Raw genomic sequence first — 18,447 nt, forward strand, 5'->3', positions numbered from 1 at the left:
CGGGCGGCAAAGGATGGCGTCGGATCATCGCCCTGGAGAGAGGGCCTCGATCTCACCGACTGCCTTGCCCTGAACCGGCCCGTGGAATGAAGCCCGGCACCCCGGTTTCGACCACACTGTTAAACCGTATGTTCGTCCCGATGTGGTCTCGAATCTGCTGCATCGCGTCGTCAGGCAAGGGGGAAATGTCGAAATTTTCCTCAATCCGGCTGGGTCTAACCGAAGTGGTCAGGAAAGCGGTGCCGCGCTGTGCGGCCCAAGCCAATGCCACCTGCGCCGGTGTCTTGTTGACGCGATCGGCGATGCCAGTAATGACCGGATCGTCCAGCAAGTTCGGCTCCATTCCATGTCCGAGGGCTGCAAATGCGAGCAGGACAATCCCGTGCTCTCGACAAAAATCGAGCAGCTCCCACTCAGGCAGGTAAGGATGCGCCTCCACTTGCACCACCGCAGGCTTGATCCGCGCAACCGCGACGATCTCCTTCAGCTTTTCCAGCGTAACGTCCGACAGGCCGATCGACCTGCACTGGCCGCTATCGACAAGCTGCTCGAGTGCGCGCCACGTCTCTATCAATTTGACCTCGGAATCGTAGATGACCTGACCGCGGTCATCTCTCGGATCCTGCTCGTCGCCGGGTAGAAACGCGAAGGGCGTATGGATGAGATAGCAGTCGACGTAATCGACCTGCAGGCGTTGGCAACTTGCCTGAAAAGCGGGTTGCACCCGTTCCGGACGATGATTGGTGTTCCACAACTTCGTTGTAACAAAGACGTCTTCCCGGCGAACCGTTCCCGCAGCAAACGCTTCGCGCATCGCATCTCCGACCGCTTCCTCGTTGCGATATCGTTCCGCGCAATCCAGATGTCGGAATCCGACTGCAAGGGCTGCCTTCACCGCCTGCTTGGTCACACTTGCATCGGGGATAAGCGTGCCAAATCCAACGGCTGGGATCGCCCCGGCGCCGTCTGCAAGTGGAATCCTTTTATAGCGAAGCATGTCGGGAGCTTCCATGAGCGAACTCCTTCGATTTAGAGCAAAAAGATGCACGGGCGCGACCGTTCCTTGGCGCGCACAAGCCAAACCAACTGCGTTGACGTCATAGTATCCTTCCTTTTTAAAACAGGATGCTGTCCCGGCCTATTGTACCTTGGTGTCACGTCGTCAGCGGATGCGCCGGAGAGGGGGCCATGAGCGAGACGACAATCAACCCGGCAATCGCCGCTACGAACGTGATCCAGAAACCATCGATGTAAGCCTGTACGTTCGCTTCCCTTTGCACGATGCCCGCCAGCACGCCGATGCCCCGCTTCAGCGTGTCCGCCTGCGACCCGCCAGCCGTCGAACCCGAGCCCAGTTGGCCCAGGATCGAATTCCATCCCGGCGTCGCGCCGGTGACATGCAGGCCGATGAGGTATGAATGCAGTTGTTCGCGCTGACGTATCCACGTCGCCATCGTGGTCGCGACGGTTTCCGAGCATATCAGCCGCATGACCTGTACGTAGGCGGTCAGCGATATCGCACGAGCCGGGTTTACATTGCTGAACAATGTTGCGACGGCTGCCAGGAACACGATTTCCTCGCCGAAGGTTTGCAAGATCACGATCAGCCTGAACTCCGGCAGCGACCACACGCTGGTCAACTGCGTGCCAAGCCACGCCGACAGAGCAAAACAGCTGAAACCTATCGTCAACGTGGCCCGCTGCTTGACCGTCCGGACAAGGGCGACGGCAGTGACGGTCGCGCCTACGAGCAGGAGGATCGCGTAAGGGGCACCGAAGTCGCCGATCTGCTCCGGACGCAGGCGTGCCACCGAAATCAGGAAGTTCGGCTCCAGCAGGGAGCTTCCGAGACTTGCGGTCATGAAGCAGCCAATGGCGGCGAAACCCAACGCGATGTTTCTCGAGAACAGTATCGAAATGTGCGCCCAGGGCTCTTTGACGCGAAACTCGTGCCACAAAAAGACGCATACGAGAAACCCTGTCGCGCCAAGGAGCGACACGACGAGGCCGGAGCGAAACCAATCCAGACGATTGCCCTGATCCAGCGCGAAATAAAGCGTCGTCAAAGCCACGCCAAAGATGGCCATTCCGCCCCAATCGGCGCGCTTGAGCAGCTCCCGATCGACCCCCGTCGGTTTGCCGCCGCACCAGAAGAGAACGCCGATTACCGGCGCAACGATGGCGCCCTGCCAGTACAGCCATTGCCACCCTATCGTCTGGGTGTAGCTCCCGGCGGTGTACAGACCGAGATTCTGCGCGAACGGGATTCTCAAGACGTAGAAGGCAAGCGCGAAGATCCAGTATTTCCGGTCGAGGTTGCGAAAGGCCGTCATAAGCGTTGCTCCGACGAATAGACCCAGCAACACCGCTCTGACCGCGTGCAGCGCAACCAAGGATTCGAAGTTGCTAAAGAATGGAATGAGGATGGATATCGCCGAATAGAGGATAGTCGGCCCGATCATCACTCTCTTCACGCCAAAGACGGCGATCAACCAACCGACGCATGGAGCAGCAAGAATCTGTGGCGCCGTGGCGAAGGTGCTCAACCACGCGCCCTCGTCGAAGCTCAAGCCGAAGGCTCCGCGCAGATCCGCCAGCCCAATGCTAGCGGTGCGGACGTCAAAGGCGGTCAATATGGAGGCCATGACTACGGCGACTGCGACGAACCCCTGACGGGGACGGTCGCTCGGATGAACCATCTTAGGCATGATGCTCGGCCTTTGTGGTGATATGGGTTATGACCGACATGCCAGGGCGCAAACGATCAAAGTTCGGTTGGTTGGGTTCGAGTTCGATGCGCACCGTCAAACGTTGAGCGACCTTGGTGAAGTTTCCGCTCGCATTGTCAGGTGGCAGCAGCGCGAACGTCGACCCGCTCGCGGGCGAGATATTGGCAACCGTCCCATGAAGGCTCTCTCCAGGCAGCAGATCGACGGAAATGTCGACCGGTTGTCCTTCGCGAACCGAGGCCAACTGGTTTTCCTTGTAGTTCGCCAGGATGTACACCCGAGGAAGCGGGACGATCGAGATCAGGCTCGTGCCTGCGCTGACGTAGTTCCCAAGCTGTACGTTCCGTTTGGCAACGACGCCGTCGACTGGCGCGCGTACATTTGCGTAACTCAGCTCAAGTTCGCGCGCGGCTACGTCTGCGGCGGCCGTGTCGACATTTGCCTTCAGGACATCCCGCTGCTTGGAGAGCACGTCGAGTTTCACGCGCTGAGCAACGACCGTCGCTTCCGTCATCTTTGAATTGGCCAGTGCCCGCTCGTGAGCCGCCGTGGCCTTTTCAAGGGTTTGGATCGAGCTCGCTCTACCGTCGAGACCAAGTCTGGTCTGGCGCTCCAACTCCTTGCTTGCCTGGATCTCGTCGGCGGCGGAAGCCAGCTGCTGAGCGGCCGCCACATCGATCTGGGTAAGTTGGAACGTGCGCTGGCTGTCGTTGTCCTCCAGTTGAGCCCGAGCAGCCTCGATCTTCGCTTTTGCGGCTCGAAGCGCAACTTCGTATGGCTTGCGATCGATCGAGAACAGCAGGTCACCTGCCTTGACGTGGGCGTAATCGTGAACCGAGACCAGGTCGATGGTACCGCTTACGCGGGCACTGATGGAGGAAACGTCCGCATACACCGCGGCATCGTCCGTCGACTGGACCGTTCGGCTGGCGACCCACGAATTCCAGTTCGCCCCGGCTCCAACCACCGCTGCAAGCGCGACGGCAATTGCAGACACCGGCGCTATGAATGACGCCGCTGACGCCCTATTTGGCAAAACCGCGGGGGAGGGAGCAGGCGCGGCCACGTTTTCCTTGGCGCCCGGCACCAAAGCCGTAACGTTGGTTCCAGATTGTTCGTTTACTTGGTTCTTGTTTCGCAACCAGGCCATTTTCTTCATCCGTTTCATAGGACCCGAGGTCCGCTGTTCAACGAATCGTCCACGGGCTGCTTCGCTCACATGGCGGGCTGCGCAGGCTTTCAGGATTACGCAGCAGATGCGGCTCGCCAGTTCGTTGCTTCGTGATTTGGACAGAGCGAAGCCGTCCGACCCGCCTCCGCATCTTTCCGCCAGGAGGATCAGCTCACCGATCACCCGGTGGCCTCAAAGTGGCGGGAGTGGAAATCCCACAAAACCGTCTCAACCGGTCCATCAAGGTTGTTGCAGCTCATATAAACGATACGTATCGTTCTATCAAGAGGTGTTTGTAAAAAAACGGAGTTGTCCAGGTCCTCAGCATCCCGCGACCTGGGAGTTGGCAAGCAGATGAAATCAGCATCGGAGGGGCGAAGGCACCCCACCGAAAGTATCGGCGACACCATCGTATAATGGATCGAAAGCGGCTTCAGTTGTTCTGTATTCCAAGAACGCGGTCTGGATGGAGGCGGAATGGCTGTTGAAAGCTGGCCCGTCGACCCAAGGATCGTGACTATCCTTTCGCAACGACGTCTCCATATCCATTGAGGCGTCGCGAAGAGCTTCGGAGAGCGTGTGATGGTTCGTCTACTTTCGGTCAATGTTGGCCTGCCGCGCGACGTCGAATGGCAGGGCAGGACCGTGAACACCGCCATTTGGAAAAGTCCGGTGGATGGTCCCCGCATGGTTCGTCGACTGAACATAGACGGCGACGGGCAGGCGGACCTCGCTGGACATGGCGGCGAGCACCGCGCGGTGTTCGTCTACCAGATTGATTCCTACCGGTATTGGGAAAGCCACCTCGGCCGGAGCGACTTCGTTTGTGGGCAGTTCGGGGAAAATTTTACCGTGGACGGCTTGCCGGACGCGGAGGTCTGCATCGGAGACCGTTATCGCATCGGCGGCGCCCTCTTCGAGGTGACCCAACCCCGCGTCACCTGCTACCGGCTGGGGATAAGGATGGGCGTCCCTGAGATGGCGGCGCTGCTGGTCGCACACGGAAGACCAGGCTTCTATCTCCGCGTGTTGGAGGAAGGAGCGGTCCAGGCGGGCGATGACGTCATACAGACGGCGTCCGGGAAGGAGGGCATGACCGTGTCCGAAATCAATGCCCTGCTTTACAAGCCAGGCCATCCCCGTGATCGACTGAAGCGTGCACTCGCGATCCCGGCGTTGAGCGCAGGCTGGCGCAGCTCATTCGAAGCGCTGTTATTGCAATCGGGTGAGGATGGGCCGTCGACGGGAAATGCCGGATTGACCGGGCTGTCCCGCCCCGGTCCGGCGTGGCATGGCTTTCGTCCGTTTCGCGTGTTGCGCAAGGCGCCCGAGAGCGATCGCGTCATGTCTCTTGAACTCGAACCGACGGATGGAAAGCCGCTTGCCGATTTCTTGCCGGGGCAGTTTGTCGTGCTGGAGCTGAAGCCGCCGTCTGCCGCACGTCTTCTGCGCAGCTATTCGCTATCGGGTGAGCCCAAGGCCAGACACTACCGAGTAAGCATCAAGCGCGAGCTTCATGGCGCGGCCAGCAGTTACGTCAGCGAAGAACTGAACGTTGGCGACATCGTGCAGGCAAGTGCCCCGCGCGGCAGCTTCACATTATTGCCGGGTGAAACGCCCGTTGTCATGCTAAGCGCCGGGATCGGAGTGACGCCGGTACTCTCCATGCTTCATGCCTTGGCGGACGAACAGTCGAAGAGAAAAACCTGGTGGCTTTACGGAGCCCGTAACAGTCGGGAACATCCGTTCGCAGAAGAGGTGCGAGGGCTTCTTAGATCGCTGCCGAATGCTCGAAGCCAGATATGTTACAGCTCACCCGATGCATCCGATCGGCCAGGTATCGATTTCGACGCCCACTGCCGTTTGGATGTGGCAACGCTGGAGAAGCTGGACTTTCCACGCGACGGCGACTTCTATCTCTGCGGACCGTCAAAATTCATGAGCGGTCTCACCGCCGGCCTTGTGAGGCTGGGGGTCGAGCCGAGCCGCATCCATACCGAAATGTTCGGTGCGGGTTCGTCCATCACGCCGGGCATTGCAGCTTCGCCGCGCCGACCGCCGCATGCACCGGAGGGCACGGCGGGCTCGGGGGTGTTGGTTTCGTTTGCCCGCAGCGGCCTCAATGTCCGATGGAACTTGAAGTACCACAGCCTGCTTGAACTGGCGGAGGCATGTGACGTGCCGGCGCGGTGGTCGTGTCGGACCGGCGTCTGTCACACCTGTGAAACCGGAATTGTTTCCGGATCAGTCTCCTATGAGCCAAGCCCAATCGATGCCGCAGCAGATGGCAACGTGCTGCTCTGCTGCTCGCAGCCCACAGGTGACATCGTGATCGATTTGTAGCGGCCTGCGACGGCCATCAGAGCGCAAGAAACGGAGGACTTCAAATGAGATCGGACATCGTACCAGGGGCCGTCTTTCCAGATTACGAGCTGAGCGATCATGCCGGCAAACGTCGAAAGCTCTCCGACCTTCAGGGATGGCAGCCAATGGTGCTGGTCCTTAGCCGCGGCAGTTTCTGTCCAAAGGACCGTCGCCAGGCCGAAGGTCTGCTGCAACTCCATCGGGAAATGGAAGTGGCGTATTGCAGATTGGTCACGATCAGCACCGACACCATCGCTGAGACGCACGAGTTTCGCAGCGGTGTTGGGGCGCATTGGCCATTTCTGTCCGATCCGAGGCGCACGGTACAGAAGGACCTGGACATCGCGGAGTATACCGATCCGGTACACAATCCCATGATCCCCCATGTCATCGTCCTGGAACCGCGACTCGTCGTCTACAAGATCTACAACGGGTACTGGTTCTTCGGTCGGCCAACTGTGGAAGATCTCCGGCAGGATCTGCGTGCCGTCTGCAAGAAATGCATGCCGGACTGGGACATTACGCAGCCAGAGCTGCGGTCTGCGTGGCAACAGGGACACAAGGAGCTCTTCTTCCCATACGGCAAAACCTTCTCAGAAACGCTCGGAGAGGAGATCTGATATGGGCGCAGCGGCAGGCTGGGCTGGAGATTGGACATCGACTTCCAGGGCGACGACTATCGTGTGATCCAGTTCACGCCGCCGGGACCCGAGTTCTCCGTGACGTTCGGGAATAACGTCACGGTGGCCAGACCTGGATCGACCTAGCGCCTGCATCTTGTGTCGGATACCGAAGCGCGCACGTGTTCCGACCTGATCCACCACTAAGCCGGGACGCCGGTAGTCCCTTCTGTTGGCCCCTAGCGGCAGCGGACATTCTTGCTTGAAGGCACATTTCGTGCGGCGTAACCTTACCGAATGCCGGACGATGACGACCAAATCTTGGTTTCTGCCGGACCCGAGAGGAAGCTGGCAGTGATACTTGCGGCTGATGTCGCAGGTTACAGTCGCTTGATGGAGCGGGACGAGGAGGGAACTCACGCGCGGTTGCAACTGGTCTTGCGGGACGTCGTTCGGCCAGCGGTGGGAATACACAAAGGACGCATAGTCAAGACAGCAGGCGACGGGCTCCTGGCGGAATTTGCCAGCGCCATCGAAGCGGTTCGTTGCGCCGTCGATTTCCAGCAGGCGATAGCGGATCGGAACGAAGGTGTCGCCGATGATTTACGACCGGCTTTTCGCGCTGGCATCAATCTCGGTGACATCCTGACTGACTATGAGGACGTGTTCGGGGACTGCGTCAATATTGCGGCACGACTGGAGGCCATGGCCGAACCGGGAAGCGTCCTCATCAGCCATACGGTCCATGAGCATGTCGACCAAGGCAGGGTTGCCAAAATGAGCGACAAGCCTACAGCGCGAACAGGCACGCTGCCCTGCGCTGCCCGTTGAGAAATAGCTTGCTTCAGGGGTACGGCGTCATATGCCGAACGTCGCTAACGAGGTCAGCCTAGACCGAGCGCCAACTTCACGGCCTGGTGCAGCGCATCGTCGCTGAAGGGCTTGAACAAGCAGTCAACCGCGCCTTGCTGCATAAGTCGGACGCGTGCCGCTTCGTCTTCGACCCCCGTGATAAACACGATGGGAATGGACTTGCCGCTCGCCGCCAATTCGTGCTGGAGCTCGGGGCCGGTCATGCCCGGCATCGCGATGTCGAGAACGAGGCATCGGGTATCCCGCAGCCGCGTAGAACGAAGAAACATCTCCGCGGACGCGAACGCATCCACGTCGTAGCCAAATGACTTCAAAAGGTCTGGAAGCGACTCGCGTACCGATTCGTCGTCATCGACAACCGATATCAACGGGCGTCCGTCTGCCATGGATGCCTCCGAGGTGTTCAGATTTCCAAAACGCAATCCTTCGCAATAACGAAAGACTCTGGCGGCCCGCTATCGTCGCACGAGGAGTCATCCAAACGGATCGGTGCTCGGTCTCGCCGCGTGGGTCATCTCCTCGCCGGCAGTATAAACGAGCGACAACCTCAGGTATATTATGCGAAGGTGTTGTTTTTGAAGGGTGTCTTGAATTGCACTCTGTCGTAGACGGTTTCGCCGACGGCAGTTTGCACCGCGAGGATATGGATACTCTACATCGGCAGCGGCGCGCCCGTCTGTTCGGCGACCATGCAAACCGCGTACCGATGCGACCAGGCAGTCTGGTGGGACTTCCCGAAAAAGCCAACGGCGATAACTTCGTCCAATAGAGTTCGAGCCTTCCGCGTCCGATCCCTATGACCATTCCAATCGGTTCAACGGTACGACACCGATGTACGGGCTTGCGGTGCCGTCATTCCTGAACCACGCTTTGGCCAGATCCTCATCCGACATCGTTCGTGTCGGCGATCGGAATGGAAAACGAGAACGAGGCGCCCGGTCCTTCGTGGGTGTCGACGAAAAGCCTTCCATTGTGGCGTTCGAGGATCGACCGGCTGACAGAAAGGCCAATCCCCATGCCATCGGGCTTGGTTGTGTAGAAGGCGTCGAATATTTTCTCGATGTCCGTCGGTTCCACGCCCTGGCCCGTGTCGCTGACCGTCAGTCGAACTCGCCCGGCGACGTCCTGCGACGTCCTCAACTGGATCCTGCGGGGCCGCTCCTTGACAGGAACCAGTGCGTCTGCCGCATTCAGGATCAGGTTGAGTACGACCTGGAGGAGTTGAACTCGATCGCCCAAGATCGGCTTCAGATCGATGTCGAAGCTCGACTGCGCGACGATCCCCCGCCGCTGCAGTTCCGGCGCGGCGAGGGCCAGGACCTCTCGCGATAGCTCGTTGAGATCGACGTGTTCGACGGCGCGATCCTTCTTCTGCACCAGGCCGCGCAGACGGGTGATAACCTCCGACGCGCGATTACCGTCCCGCAACGAGCGGCGAGCGGTTTCTCTTGCACCTTCGATATCCGGTGGATTGGCGGCGAGCATGCGCAGGCATGTGCTGGCGTTGGTGACGATCCCGGATAGCGGCTGGTTGACCTCGTGCGCGATTGCGGCCGTCAATGCGCCCAGGCTCATCACGCGCGTCACGTGCGTCAGTTCGGCGCGGGCATTGGCGAGCGCATCCTCGGCGGTTCGACGCCGGGTTACGTCTTGAACTGCTCCAATGCACTCAAGTCCGCCGTCTGGATGTTGGAAGACGCTGGCGAACGCATGTGTGAATTTGATGCGCCCGTCCGGCATCACGAGACGAACTTCGAACTCGATATCAGTGCAACCTCTCCTGATCTGCGCAATCTGCTCGTTCAGGACACACTCGTCATCCGGATGAATTCGCTTTCGAACGTTGTCGGCGGTGATGTCCGCATCGTCGTTCAATTCGTAGATATGTCGAAGCTGGTCCGAGAATTCGATCTTGTCGGTGTTCATGTCCCAGGTGAACGAACCAGTCAGGCTCGTTCGCTCGCCTGCCTTGAGGTAGTGTTCCCTTCGGCGCAGTTCGTCTTCAGCCCGAAGGCGTTCAATGGCGATGCTGGCGATGTTCGTCGCTCTGCTTATGACGTCCTGATGGTGCCCCGAAGGGCGGCTGGACTGCCGCTGAACGATGCACAACGTCCCCAAGACCACGCCGTCCTTGGAACATATCGGCGTGCTCCAGACGGCTCGCAGTCCGTGTCTCAGGACGTGGATGCGAACTGGAGAGTGGTACCAGCGAGGGTCCGACTCCATGTCTTCCGCTATGACCTGCGCCTTCTGGCTGACCGCGATGCCGCAGGGAAGCTTGGTGCCGTCCAGCGGAGTGCCGGCGATCGGGTCTGTGTAGCTGTGAGGTAGCGACGGAGCGACGCTGTATTCGATCAGGCTCTTCGTCAAGTCGATCGCATGAATATCGCAATAGCATTCCGGCGCAGCTTCCTCGACGACTTTGCAGAGCGCTTCCAGGACGTCCCTTAGCGGCCGCCCCCAGGCGATCATCTCAAGGAGCCGCCGCTCTCCCGCTAGAAGCCGCGTGGCGCATTTTCGGTCCTCAATGTCGATGTTGATCCCGTACCATCGAACGACGGCACCGGAGTTGTCGAGAAGCGGATTGGTGCGGAAGGAGAACCATCGGTACTGTCCATCGTGGCGGAGAAGTCGCGCCTCGATCTCGCCGTCCGACTGCGCCGCCGACAAGCTCTTCCAGGCCGCATCGACAACTTCGAGATCGTCGGGGTGGACGACGCTTTTCCATTGCCGGTCACGCATCTGGACCGGTGAAAGGCCCACATAATCCAAGTAATGGCTATTGAAGAAGTCGACAGTGCCGTCGGGCAGCGCCGACCAGGCAAGAGCAGGGATCGAATCTATCATGAGCTGCAGATCGCGCTCTGCGTTCGTGAGCGTGCGCTCAGCCGGCGCTCGGTCGTCAGCGGCAGCATCTTCGCGCATGTGTCACTCCCTACAAGCAGGACTGCGTCATTGAAAGACGGCGCTCAACACGTTGTCAGTTTGGCGGATGTTCCTCTCCGAGACCTCTTGTCAGCGATCGAAGAAAAGGCGTCCGCGCGACCTGCCGAGGATGCGCGCGGGCGCACCGCCATGGCCTAGTTCTTGGCCAAGGTCTGCGTGTAATGGCCCAGTCTCGCTTCGATGTCGGTGTTTGTCTGCAGGCCCATTTTCATCAGCTTTCCCATGTTTTCCTGCGCGACGGGCCGCTGTACGGCAGTGATGAAAGCGTCCCACCCGGCTCCGATCTCGGGATCGGACGGCAAGCTTGCGAAGTCGACCAGCCGCTTCGTGTCGGCGATTGCCTGGCGGTCGAAGCCGGAGATCCGGGTAGCAAGGGCGTCGACGAACGCGTCGAGCTTGGCGTCAGGAAACGAACGATTGACGTAGCCGTACTCTTCCGCCAGATCGCCGTTGATGTCGTCGGATCCGAGCAGCACTTCGAGGGCACGACCGCGTCCCATCAGCCTCGGAAGCCGGGCCATCGGACCGCCGCCCGGAACGAAGCCGGCGCCGACCTCCCATTGCGACAGGATAGCCTTCTCGCGGCTCGCGAACCGCATGTCGCTCGCCAGGGCAAGCTCGCTACCGACGCCTGTCGCCCGGCCCCGAATCAGAGCGATGGACACAACCGGCGCCTTGCTGATGCGCACCAACATGTCAGGAAGGGGATGAAGCCCCGTTCGCCCCGAAGGGAGGCTGGTGGACTCGGAGAGCGGTGGCGTGAAGTTGTAGTGGGTCAGGAAGAAGCCGGGCACGGCGCTGTCGAACACGACGACCTTGAGGTTGGGATCGGTTTCGATGTCGGCGACCACCTTTTCCATCTGAGGAATGGTTTCCGGCCCGAAAATGTTGAAAGGTGGATTGTCGAAGGTGACGCGCCAGTAGGCGGGCGTCCTTTTCTGAACCCTGATCTGCGCATGCTCGCTTCCAGGCTGGGACTTCGTTTCGGCCGGGCGGTCGGCCTTGTCTGCAACCGCCGTCTGGCCGGAAAGAGCAAGCGCCGGGAGCATCAGCAAAGCCGCCGCGCTCAGAAACGTCGAGGAAGCGGCAACGACGCCGAGTTCATCATGTCTGATCTTCATGACTGCCTCCATCTTGAGGGTTGGGAGCGAATGTTCGCTAGGGTTCGATCTCGAGGACGAGTTCGATCTCGACAGGCATCCCCAGCGGTATGCTGGAGACGCCGAGGACGACGCGTGGTGGGACCCTTTCTGCACCGAAGACATCGCGGAGCAGTTCGGACGCACCATCCGCGACCTTCGGATGTTCGCGGAAGTCACCGGGCGCTGCGATGTAGACGCCGAGCTTGGCGATGGACCGTATCCTGTTCAGCGAGCCGAGATGCGACCTGGCGGCCGCCAGACCACTGAGGCAAGCCGTACGCGCAGCATCGTAGCCTTGGAGCACCGCCAGCTCCTCGCCGACCCGCCCCAAAAAGATCGGATCGTGTCCGACTACCGGCAGCATGCCACTTAAGAAAAGCAGCGAGCCGCATTGGATAGCCTCCACATATGCGCCGAACGGTGTCGGGGGAGGCGGGAGGACGATCGCCAGCTCCTGCAGGCGCGCCTCCGCGTTTCGGGCTACCATTTTCCGAGATGTGCTCCGTTGTCGACGTGCAGCACCTCCCCGGTGATATTTGCGGCCTCGGTCAGATACACGACGCCGTCGACGATTTCCTGGACGGCCGTGATCGTTCCCATCGGAGAAAGGGATTTGAGATAGTCTCTGGGGTTCTTCGCATGCAGCGGGGTGTCGACGACGCCGGGCGACACTGCATTCACGCGGATGTTGTCCTTGGCAAATTCCAGCGCCAGGCTCTTGGTGATCGCGTTGAGGCCGCCCTTCGTGATCATGGGCAACGATGCCGTCACGCCGGTGATCGGGTGGTCCGTCAGCGACGACGTGATGGTGACAACGCTTCCACCGGACCTCTGACGCAGCATCTGCCTGACGGCGTGTTGGGTGAAGTGAATGAATCCTTCGACGTTCGTCGCGGAAAGGCGCCGGAACTCATCGATCGTGTAGTCGAGGAACGGCTTCGTGACGAAGACCCCAGCGTTGTTGACGAGCGCATCGATCGAACCGAACTGCTCGACGGCCCGCTGTGCGACGCGCTCGGCGGTATCGGGGTCGCCGACGTCGCCATCTATCAGTTCCAGCCGACTTGTGCGGTCGAAAAGCGTCGTCTCGCTGATGCGCCGCGATGTCCCCACGACGTTGTAACCCTTGTCGAGAAAGGTCTTGACGAGGCCGGCGCCGATCCCTTGGGAGGCACCTGTAATCACGACTGTCTTATGCATGCTCATTGCCGCCTCCGTTCTCACGGGCGCGATAGCTCGTCACCGACGGCTATGGTCGCGGGCGCCGTTTCAATCGCGACGTTTCTATGGTGGTGCCGGCCCTTGGCCGGGAAACAGGCGACGTTTCCATCCTCCGTTCCGCCGAAACCATCGCGCGAAACGCCGTTCGCGGCTATTGTACGAAGGTGTCGCCGATACCTTTGGATCGGCGGGCAAGGCAACCAAGGTGCAATAGACCCGAGAGGTCTGCGGATGTAAGACGGTCGCCCATCATGCATGAAAGGGATACCGATATGGCACGCTGGCCCGACCGACGTATTCTCGACCTGTTCGGCATCAAGCTTCCCATCATCCAGGCGCCCATGGCCGGCGCGACGACGGTCGAGATGGTCGTTGCCGCTGCGCAGGCCGGCGGGCTGGGTTCGCTCCCGAGCGCGCAACTGAGTGTCGATCAACTGAAGGAGGCGTTGACCGGGATTCGCGCGTCGACAAAGGCGCCGGTGAACGTGAACTTTTTCGCGCACGTCACGCCATCGGCCGATCCGGTCGCTCAGATGCGATGGAGGGCGTCGCTTGCACCATACCATGTCGAGTTCGATCTCGATCCCGCAGCTCCCGTCGCAGGGGCAGGACGCGCTCCCTTTGACGCCGCCTTCTGCGAGGTGGTGGAGGAGTTCAGGCCAGAGGTCGTCAGCTTCCATTTCGGGCTGCCCGAGAAGACGCTCGTCGAGCGTGTGAAGGCGACCGGCGCGAAGATTGTATCCTCCGCGACCACCGTCGCGGAAGCCGTCTGGCTGGAGGCGAACGGCGCCGACGCGGTCATTGCGATGGGCTTCGAGGCTGGCGGGCACCGCGGCAACTTCCTGACGCATGACATGTCGAGGCAGGTCGGAACGTTGGCGCTTGTTCCCCAGGTCGTCGACGCCTTGAATATCCCCGTCATTGCCGCGGGCGGCATCGCCGACGGGCGAGGGGTGGCGGCTGCCCTCATGCTCGGAGCCTCTGCCGTCCAGGTCGGGACGGCCTACCTGTTCTGCCCAGAATCAAAGATCCCCGCGGTTCATGCGGAGGCGCTCGCAAGCGCGGGGGACGACAGCACCGCGATCACGAACGTTTTCACCGGCCGACCCGCCAGAGGGGTCGTCAACCGCATCATGCGCGATCTCGGCCCGATGTTGGACAGCGCCCCTGCATTTCCGACTGCTGGGGCCGCCCTTGCGCCTCTCCGGGCCAAGGCCGAGGCGGTGTCCCGGAACGACTTTACGAATCTATGGTCGGGACAGGCCGCCAGGCTGGCGCCAAGGATGGGCGCGGCCGACCTGACCCGGACGCTTTACGAGGATGCTCTCGCCGTCATCGAGGGTCGAAAGACAGCTTGATCCGCGAACGCGATCATTGTGCCGACTTGCGGTGGAGACCCTCCACAAGTCGATCGCTTCCATCGGGACTGCTCACCGTCGTCGTCAGGTCTGATCTTGAACCACGTCGTCAGCGCGAACGCAGGCTTCGATCCGGCGCTTGGCATTGCGAGCACCCTCGTCGTCGGGGCAGCGATATAAGGGGCCATGGTCGCAATGTTTCCAGCCGCAGGAAGCCGAAAATCGGCGTCGAAGCTCCGGGAGAAGGGCGCACGGGCGTGCCTAGTGCAGCCCGCTCCTTTCCCCGAGGCCGAGGAGGGCGGCCATCTTCACGAGATCCGGTAGAGTTCGGGCGTTCATCTTCCTCATCACCTGTCCGCGGTGAGCCTTCACCGTGATCTCGCTGATATCCAATTCGTACGCCACCTGCTTGTTGAGCAGTCCCGTTACGACGCGGACCATGACCTCCCGCTCGCGTCGGCTTAGAGCTCCGTAGCATAGCTGCAGCCGTGTCAGCTCCTCGTCCTCGCGCCGGATGATTTTGCTCCGGGCAACGGCGGACCGGATCGCATCGAGCAGCGCCACGCTATCGATGGGTTTCGTCAGGAAATCGCAAGCTCCTCCCTTCAAAGCCTTCACCGTCATCGGCACGTCTCCAAAACCGGAGACGAATATGATCGGCATCCTGTTGCCGCCCGAGGTGAGCATGCGTTGAAGATCGAGACCGCCGAGGCCTGGCAGGTTGACGTCCAGGACCATGCAACTTGGGCCATCATCGTGCCACCTGGACAGAAAGTCCCTGGCGGAGGCGAAGAGCATCGGCTCGAAACCTGCGGAACGAATAAGAAGTTCAAGAGATTCGCGAATCGAAACATCATCGTCGACAACGTAGACGATGGGCATGTCGGCGACGGAAGCCGCTGAGCTCGACGTTCTGCCATTTGTGGCTGAAATCAGACTATACATTGCATCCTCCTTCTTCCTTCGACCATCGGTTTGCGGTTCTTCTTGAAAGGCTGGATCGAGCACACGCCACAGCGCGGCGTCGCTAACCGGTTTGAAGAGGCACTCTATTGCGCCTCGCGCATCGACACGTCGTCGTCAATCACGGCCACGTAGCGCTTCATCGAACCTGTACTCCTTCGAAACGTCGGAACGACTCTTTGTCTCGGGCCTGGTATCCGTCAGCTCTGCTTCTCGGCTCGACGCATGTCTTGGAATCGAAAAGCCAAAGGAGGCGCCGGGACCTTCGTGCCTTCCTTCGGCCCAGATACGTCCTCTGTGGCTCTCGAGGATCGAGCGGCTTACCGACAGCCCGATGCCCATGCCCTCCGGTTTCGTTGAATGAAAGGCCTGAAACAGCATGTCGATGTTCTCAGGATCGACACCTCGGCCGGTGTCCTGAACGGTCAAGCGAACAGCGCCATCAGCCTCTTGACCAGTGCGAAGCACTATCTCCCTGACCTCGCTTCCTCCTTCGTCGATGGCGTCCGCCGCATTGCGAAGCAAATTCAGAACGACCTGTTGTAGCTGTACCCGGTCGCCCTCGATCAAGGGAAGGTCGCCGTCCATCTCGGTGCGTACTACGATCTTCCTTCGCTGGAAGTCCGCTCCGACAAGCGTGATCACCTGCTTGGCCGCTTCGTTCAAATCGAGAGGCTCGCAAACTGTTGCTGTTTTCTTGAATAGCGCGCGAAGCCGCGCAATGACGTCCGCCGCGCGCTGGCTATCGCGAAGGGTGCGCTGAACGGCCTTAAGGGCGACAGGTAGATTGGGGGGATCAGCAGATAGAAGTCTCAGGCAAGTATTCGTATTGGTCATGATTCCCGACAGGGGCTGGTTGACCTCGTGAGCGATGGAAGCCGCCATCTCTCCAAGGCTCATCGACCGCGTTACATGGAATAGGTCTGACCGGCCCTTGTCCCTGGCGTCTTCCGCGAGTTGTCTCAGCGTCACGTCCTGGGTCGCACCGATACACTCTATGCGTCCGTCCTTGTGCTCGACCATCCGGCTGATGCCGCGGACATGCTTGATCGCCCCATTTTCGAAGAGGAGCCTGATTTGATATTCGGAATTGTCGAGACCATCTCTCGCCGCCTGGATTTTCTCCCTCAACAGCGGCAGGTCGGCCGGATGGATTCTGCTCGCGATCCTTTCCAAGGTCGTTGGTGATCCTGGTTCGAATTCGAAAATCCGATAAAACTCTTCCGAACCGCTCACATTGTCATTGTCGAGCCACCATGAGAACGTGCCGGTCTGGCTCATCTTCTGTCCGGCAAGCAGAAGCATTTCGCTGTGACGCAGCTTGTCCTCGGCGATTTTGCGCTCCGTAATATCGGTTATCGCGCCGAATATCTCGGCGTCTCCCGCCTCGCTTCCCACGTTTTGAAGGACGGCGTGCAAATGCTTGATGCGACCGTCTTCCATGCGTAGGCGGTATTCGAAATCGGCAGGCGATCCCACGGTATTGAGTTGTGCGACGGTCGATTGAAGTTGCCCGACGTCCTCGGGATGGCACCGAGAGAGCATCAGCTCGATCGTTGGTTTTTCATCGAGGCGGTATTCAAAAAGACGGAACGCCTCCGTCGACCAGAACATATCGTCCGTCAAAGGCCGCCACCAGATGCTTCCAGTCATCGTCAGCCGCTGGCCCTGAGCGAGAAAGGCTTCGCTTCGGCGAAGGTCCTGGTTCGCCTCGCTGCTGTCATGGATGTCCGTGTTGGTGCCGTACCACTTCATCAGGCGGCCATCTTGCGCGAACAATGGATTGAAGCGCACAAGAAACCACCGGAAAGATCCATCCTGGCACTTGAGCCGCGCCTCCACCTGACCAGGAACCTGCGATGACATCAGCTCGCGCCAGACAGCCCCCAGGCTTTCGACGTCCTCAGGATGGACGGCATGGAACCAGTCCCAGCCCTTTGCCGCTCCCGGCGGCACTTCAACGGACTGCAGGATATGTCGGTTGACGAAGTCAATCGTGCCATCGGGCTTTGCCGACCAGGCCATGACCGGGATCGTATTTATGATCTGATACAGGTCGCGCTCGTTTCTTTCCCGCGCCGCCTCGACCTGCTTGCGCTCTTCGATGTCGGCAAGGAAAACGTACCATCGCACGATGACGGCGTTCGTGTTGCGAAATGGAAGACCGCGGAGATGGAACCATCTGTAGACCCCGTCGTGCCTGCGGACCCGCGCTTCGTACTCGAACGACTTGCCTCTCGCCAGCGCTTCCGAAAATCTCACGACTGTCGGCAGATCCTCTTCATGGATCGACCCGTTCGTGGCCCAGTTGTTGAACTCCTCGATCGAGATGCCGCAATACGTTAGAAGCTGGCGGTTGGCTGCCTGGACGTCGCCCGCCGGCGACAATATAGCGACAAGGCCCGGCACGCTGTCGACGAGAAGACGAGCGTTCAGTTCACTGTCGCGCAACGCTTCTTCTCGCCGCCGGTCGGTGATTTCTCTCATCAGCGCATCGTTCGAGACCGCGAGCTCTCTCGTTCGCTTGGTTGCCTCCTGCTCCAGAAGGGTTGCTTTCTTCCTTTCCGCAATTCGGTTTGCAGCTTCTTGCGCGGCAAGGGCTGCATGATTGGAGGCGACGTTGAGGATGAGCCTCTGCTCCTCGTTCGGAAAGCTAGGATCGCGCGATCCCGCGATCAGCAGTCCAGTGAGGTTGCTCATGCCGAGTTGTGCGCTTGCAATGTGAAAGGTGGTGCCGTTGGAGCTGAACCGGCTCTTGGTCGGCCAGTCGGCGACATTCGCGCCGAACAGCGCCATGAGACACTCAAGGATCTCTTGTCGCCCTGCGGCGGCGAAGCCTTGTGCGAAATGTGAAAGCTCGAGTCTCTGGTCCGCGGATACGTCGATCTTCAAAAAGATGAAGTCCACTTCGAGCATGGCTGACAACGCTTCGATCAACCGGCTCCCGATCTCGGAAAGATCACCGCCCACCCACATCGCCGACAGCGCGACCAATGATATGAGGTTGTTGAGGCAGCCTCTAAGGCGGGACGGATCCGATTGCGTCATCGCGCGATTCAT

The 18,447-nt window shown here is 60.0% G+C and carries 14 protein-coding genes and 1 pseudogene; 5 read left to right on the top strand and 10 right to left on the bottom strand.

Translation table 11 applies throughout. The annotated features are described in order from the left end of the window. Positions 1–52: 52 nt before the first annotated feature. The 3 genes from LPU83_RS69455 to LPU83_RS69465 all read right to left on the bottom strand — a co-directional run bounded on the left by LPU83_RS69455 (position 53) and on the right by LPU83_RS69465 (position 3,879). A complete protein-coding gene (locus tag LPU83_RS69455) occupies positions 53–1,012 on the bottom strand; it encodes an aldo/keto reductase (protein ID WP_024315930.1) in 960 nt (319 codons plus the stop codon). A 142-nt stretch (positions 1,013–1,154) separates the two neighbouring features. After that, positions 1,155–2,708: an MFS transporter gene (locus tag LPU83_RS69460; RefSeq protein WP_024315931.1), complete on the bottom strand. Its 1,554-nt coding sequence runs from the start codon at positions 2,706–2,708 to the stop codon at positions 1,155–1,157. Next, on the bottom strand, positions 2,701–3,879 hold the full coding sequence (locus LPU83_RS69465) for an HlyD family secretion protein (protein WP_029710150.1): 1,179 nt from the start codon (positions 3,877–3,879) through the stop codon (positions 2,701–2,703). Before LPU83_RS69465 ends, LPU83_RS69460 begins: the two co-directional genes overlap by 8 nt. Before the next feature lie 603 nt (positions 3,880–4,482). On the opposite strand from LPU83_RS69465, the gene LPU83_RS69470 reads away from it, so the two are divergent. The 4 genes and pseudogenes from LPU83_RS69470 (at position 4,483) to LPU83_RS69485 (ending at position 7,715) form a co-directional block, all read left to right on the top strand. Continuing rightward, positions 4,483–6,243, top strand: coding sequence for an MOSC and FAD-binding oxidoreductase domain-containing protein (locus LPU83_RS69470; protein ID WP_024315933.1), 1,761 nt, complete (start codon positions 4,483–4,485; stop codon positions 6,241–6,243). A gap of 44 nt (positions 6,244–6,287) precedes the next feature. Then, the gene (locus tag LPU83_RS69475; RefSeq protein WP_024315934.1) at positions 6,288–6,884 is read left to right on the top strand and encodes a peroxiredoxin family protein; all 597 of its coding nucleotides are present in this window, start codon (positions 6,288–6,290) and stop codon (positions 6,882–6,884) included. Between the two features lie 15 nt (positions 6,885–6,899). Then, positions 6,900–7,025 (top strand): annotated as a pseudogene (locus LPU83_RS74940) (VOC family protein); the annotation flags it as partial. A gap of 213 nt (positions 7,026–7,238) precedes the next feature. Next, entirely contained in the window at positions 7,239–7,715 is a 477-nt protein-coding gene (locus tag LPU83_RS69485; protein WP_082321389.1) for an adenylate/guanylate cyclase domain-containing protein, read from the top strand. A 53-nt stretch (positions 7,716–7,768) separates the two neighbouring features. Here LPU83_RS69485 and LPU83_RS69490 read toward each other — a convergent pair whose 3' ends face one another. The 5 genes from LPU83_RS69490 to LPU83_RS69510 form a co-directional block, all read right to left on the bottom strand. Further along, positions 7,769–8,143 (bottom strand): response regulator, encoded by a 375-nt coding sequence (locus LPU83_RS69490; protein WP_024315936.1) that lies wholly within the window; start codon positions 8,141–8,143, stop codon positions 7,769–7,771. A 496-nt stretch (positions 8,144–8,639) separates the two neighbouring features. After that, positions 8,640–10,682, bottom strand: coding sequence for a GAF domain-containing sensor histidine kinase (locus tag LPU83_RS69495; protein ID WP_024315937.1), 2,043 nt, complete (start codon positions 10,680–10,682; stop codon positions 8,640–8,642). Between the two features lie 155 nt (positions 10,683–10,837). Then, positions 10,838–11,824: an enoyl-CoA hydratase/isomerase family protein gene (locus LPU83_RS69500; RefSeq protein WP_024315938.1), complete on the bottom strand. Its 987-nt coding sequence runs from the start codon at positions 11,822–11,824 to the stop codon at positions 10,838–10,840. Positions 11,825–11,861: 37 nt separating this feature from the next. Beyond that, positions 11,862–12,332, bottom strand: coding sequence for a RidA family protein (locus LPU83_RS69505; RefSeq protein WP_024315939.1), 471 nt, complete (start codon positions 12,330–12,332; stop codon positions 11,862–11,864). Continuing rightward, on the bottom strand, positions 12,326–13,051 hold the full coding sequence (locus LPU83_RS69510) for an SDR family NAD(P)-dependent oxidoreductase (RefSeq protein ID WP_024315940.1): 726 nt from the start codon (positions 13,049–13,051) through the stop codon (positions 12,326–12,328). The genes LPU83_RS69505 and LPU83_RS69510 overlap by 7 nt, the downstream gene beginning before the upstream one ends. Positions 13,052–13,338: 287 nt before the next feature. Here LPU83_RS69510 and LPU83_RS69515 point away from each other — a divergent pair, with 287 nt between their 5' ends. Next, entirely contained in the window at positions 13,339–14,424 is a 1,086-nt protein-coding gene (locus LPU83_RS69515; protein WP_024315941.1) for an NAD(P)H-dependent flavin oxidoreductase, read from the top strand. 261 nt (positions 14,425–14,685) lie between these two features. Here LPU83_RS69515 and LPU83_RS69520 read toward each other — a convergent pair whose 3' ends face one another. Beyond that, the gene (locus tag LPU83_RS69520; protein WP_024315942.1) at positions 14,686–15,369 is read right to left on the bottom strand and encodes a response regulator transcription factor; all 684 of its coding nucleotides are present in this window, start codon (positions 15,367–15,369) and stop codon (positions 14,686–14,688) included. Between the two features lie 135 nt (positions 15,370–15,504). Then, positions 15,505–18,447, bottom strand: coding sequence for a PAS domain-containing sensor histidine kinase (locus LPU83_RS69525; RefSeq protein ID WP_024315943.1), 2,943 nt, complete (start codon positions 18,445–18,447; stop codon positions 15,505–15,507).

This window comes from Rhizobium favelukesii (assembly GCF_000577275.2).
Taxonomy (GTDB): Bacteria; Pseudomonadota; Alphaproteobacteria; order Rhizobiales; family Rhizobiaceae; genus Rhizobium; species Rhizobium favelukesii.

Bases quoted from the DNA above. Each gene is read 5' to 3' on its own strand.
- LPU83_RS69465 (WP_029710150.1), bottom strand. From the start codon at position 3,879: ATGGCCTGGTTGCGAAACAAGAACCAAGTAAACGAACAATCTGGAACC.
- LPU83_RS69470 (WP_024315933.1), top strand. From the start codon at position 4,483: ATGGTTCGTCTACTTTCGGTCAATGTTGGCCTGCCGCGCGACGTCGAA.
- LPU83_RS69455 (WP_024315930.1), bottom strand. From the start codon at position 1,012: ATGGAAGCTCCCGACATGCTTCGCTATAAAAGGATTCCACTTGCAGAC.
- LPU83_RS69500 (WP_024315938.1), bottom strand. From the start codon at position 11,824: ATGAAGATCAGACATGATGAACTCGGCGTCGTTGCCGCTTCCTCGACG.
- LPU83_RS69525 (WP_024315943.1), bottom strand. From the start codon at position 18,447: ATGAATCGCGCGATGACGCAATCGGATCCGTCCCGCCTTAGAGGCTGC.
- LPU83_RS69475 (WP_024315934.1), top strand. From the start codon at position 6,288: ATGAGATCGGACATCGTACCAGGGGCCGTCTTTCCAGATTACGAGCTG.
- LPU83_RS69510 (WP_024315940.1), bottom strand. From the start codon at position 13,051: ATGAGCATGCATAAGACAGTCGTGATTACAGGTGCCTCCCAAGGGATC.
- LPU83_RS69460 (WP_024315931.1), bottom strand. From the start codon at position 2,708: ATGCCTAAGATGGTTCATCCGAGCGACCGTCCCCGTCAGGGGTTCGTC.
- LPU83_RS69520 (WP_024315942.1), bottom strand. From the start codon at position 15,369: ATGTATAGTCTGATTTCAGCCACAAATGGCAGAACGTCGAGCTCAGCG.
- LPU83_RS69515 (WP_024315941.1), top strand. From the start codon at position 13,339: ATGGCACGCTGGCCCGACCGACGTATTCTCGACCTGTTCGGCATCAAG.
- LPU83_RS69505 (WP_024315939.1), bottom strand. From the start codon at position 12,332: ATGGTAGCCCGAAACGCGGAGGCGCGCCTGCAGGAGCTGGCGATCGTC.
- LPU83_RS69495 (WP_024315937.1), bottom strand. From the start codon at position 10,682: ATGCGCGAAGATGCTGCCGCTGACGACCGAGCGCCGGCTGAGCGCACG.
- LPU83_RS69490 (WP_024315936.1), bottom strand. From the start codon at position 8,143: ATGGCAGACGGACGCCCGTTGATATCGGTTGTCGATGACGACGAATCG.